We start from the raw sequence: 2,798 nt of genomic DNA, 5'->3' as shown, positions 1-2,798 counted from the left end.
GGGGGGCCGCGGCGGCTGCTGGTCGACGACCCGGCCACCTGGCCCGAGCCCGCGCACGATGACGCCGGGCCGGATTGCTTCCCGGTCGCCGGCAGTGCCGCCTACATCCTCTACACCTCGGGGTCGACGGGGCGGCCCAAGGGTGTGGTGGTCTCGCACGGTGCGCTGGCGAACTTTTTGGCGGACATGGGTGAGCGGTTCCCGCTGGCGGCGGGGGAGCGGCTGCTGGCGGTGACCACGGTGGGCTTCGACATCTCGGCGCTGGAGCTGTATCTGCCGCTGCTGGCCGGTGCCGCGGTGGTGCTGGCCGATCGCGATACCGTCCGCGACCCCGCCGCACTCGCGGACGCCCTCGCCGCATCGGGGGCCTCCGTCGTGCAGGCCACCCCGAGCCTCTGGCGCGCGATCGTCGACGAGGATCCCGCGGCGGCGGACGGGCTGCGGGTGCTGGTGGGCGGCGAGGCGCTGCCGGAGGCGCTGGCCGAGGAGCTGGCACGTCGCGCCGAGGGGGTCGTGAACCTCTACGGGCCCACCGAGACCACGATCTGGTCGACCGCGGCGCCGGTGGAGCGCGGCCGCCCCGTCACCGTCGGCGCGCCCATCGCCAACACCCGTGTCCACGTGCTCGACGCCGGGCTGCGCCCGGTGCCTCCGGGCGTGGCGGGCGAGCTCTACATCGCGGGCGCGGGTCTGGCCCGGGGCTACCACGGCCGGGCCGGGCTGAGTGCGGAGCGGTTCGTCGCCGACCCGTTCGGTCCGGCCGGCGCCCGTATGTACCGCACCGGCGACGTGGTGCGCTGGACCCGCGCCGGGGAGCTGGAGTACCTGGGCCGCTCCGACTTCCAGGTCAAGGTCCGCGGGTTCCGCATCGAACTCGGCGAGATCGAGGCCGCCCTCGCCGGACACCCCGGCATAGCCCAGGCCGTGGCGGCGGTGCGCACCGGCGACGGCGCCGACGCGTCGGTCGCCGCCTACGTCGTCGCCGCGCCCGGCGCCGCCCCGCTCGACCCGGCGGCGGTGCGCGCGCACGCGGCCGCGCGCCTGCCCGAGTACATGGTGCCCTCCGCCGTGGTGGTGCTGGAGGAGCTCCCGCTGACCGCCAACGGCAAGACCGACCGGGCCGCCCTTCCCGCGCCCCAGCGGGCCGACGCCGCCGCGGGTCCCGGACGCGCGCCGCGCACCCCCGAGGAGGAGGCCGTCTGCGCCGCGATCGGCGAGGTGCTGGACACCGGAGCGGTCGGCGCCGACGACGACTTCTTCGCGCTGGGCGGGCACTCCCTCGCCGCCGCCCGCGCGGCCAACCTGCTGCGCACCCGCCTGGGCGCCGACATCGGGGTGCGCGACCTGTTCGAGGCGGCGACCCCGGCCCGGGTCGCCGCGCGCATCGCCGAGCGGGCGCGGGCCGCCGCCGGCGCCCGGCCCGCCCTGGCCGCCCGCCCGCTGCCCGACAGCGTCCCGCTCTCCGCCGAACAGCGGCGGCTGTGGCTGCTGGAGACCGGAGGGGCGGCCCCCGGCGGCGCCTACAACGTGCCCTGGACGCTGCGGATCAGCGGCGCCCTCGACACCGCCGCCCTGGAGCAGGCGGTGGCCGACGTGCTCGCCCGCCACGCCGTGCTGCGCACCCGCTTCTCCCGCCGCGCCGACGGCGAGCCCGAGCAGCGCGTGGTCCCCCTCGACCGGCTGCCCCGGCCGCTGGTCGCGGTGGAGAGCGCGGCCGAGGAGACCGCCGACCGGTTGGACCGGGCCGCGCGCGAGCCCTTCGACCTGGTCGGCGGTACACCCGCCCGGTTCACCCTCTTCACCGACGGCGGCGAACGGCACGTGCTGCTGGCGGTGTTCCACCACATTGCGGTGGACGAGTGGTCGCAGGCGCCGTTTCTGCGGGATCTGGATGCGGCCTATCGGGCGCGGTGTGCGGGCGGGGCTCCGGGGTGGGCTCCGCTGCCGGTGCAGTATGCGGACTATGCGGTGTGGCAGGCCGAGCTGCTGGGGTCGGTGGAGGATCCGGCGAGCAGGGCGTCGCGCCAGCGGGGGTTCTGGCGGGAGGCTCTGGCGGGGCTGCCCGAGGAGGTCCCGCTGCCCGCCGACCGGCCCCGCGCGGGCGCGGGCGGCGGTGAAGGCGGCCTGGTGCGCTTCGGGCTGCCCGCCGGGCTGACCGGCGCCGTTTCCCGCCTCGCCGAGCAGACCCGCACCAGCCGCTTCATGGTGCTGAGAGCGGCGGTGGCGGTGCTGCTGCACCGCATGGGGTCGGGCGGGGACATCCCGCTGGGCACGCCCGCCGCCAACCGTACGGACGAGGCGCTGCACGACGCCGTGGGCATGTTCCTCAACACCCTGGTGCTGCGCACCGACCTGTCGGGCGACCCCGCCTTCCGCACGCTGCTGGAGCGGGTGCGCGAGGCGGACCTCGCCGCGTTCGCCAACGCAGATTTGCCGTTCGACGACGTCGTCGACGCCCTCAACCCCGTGCGCGCCGCCGGACGCAACCCGCTGTTCCAGGTCATGGTGAGCAACCAGACGCGGCCTGCGGAGACCGACGGGCTGCTGGGGCTGCGCACCCGGCTGGAGGACCAGGTCGTCGACACCGCCAAGTTCGACCTGGAGATCGTGTTCATCGAGCGGCCCGGCACCGACGCGCTGGACGCGGCGGTGCGCTACGCGGCGGACCGCTTCGACCGCGGCACGGTCGAAGACCTGACCCGCCGGTTCACTCTGCTGCTGGGCGCGGCGCTGGACGACCCGGACCGGCCGGTGGGTGACCTGCCGCTGCTGGCGGAGGGCGAGCGTGAGCGGCTGGT

At 76.5% G+C, this 2,798-nt stretch carries 1 protein-coding gene; it reads left to right on the top strand.

Translation table 11 applies throughout. From position 1 onward, the window contains the following. A partial coding sequence (locus ABEA15_RS25480) for an amino acid adenylation domain-containing protein (RefSeq protein WP_345559607.1) occupies window positions 1-2,798 on the top strand: 2,798 nt, incomplete at both ends.

Origin of the sequence: Streptomonospora halophila (genome assembly GCF_039542725.1) — a bacterium.
GTDB lineage: Bacteria > Actinomycetota > Actinomycetes > Streptosporangiales > Streptosporangiaceae > Streptomonospora > Streptomonospora halophila.
Note: the sequence above shows the minus strand (reverse complement) of the source record. Positions and strands in the feature narration are given on the sequence as shown.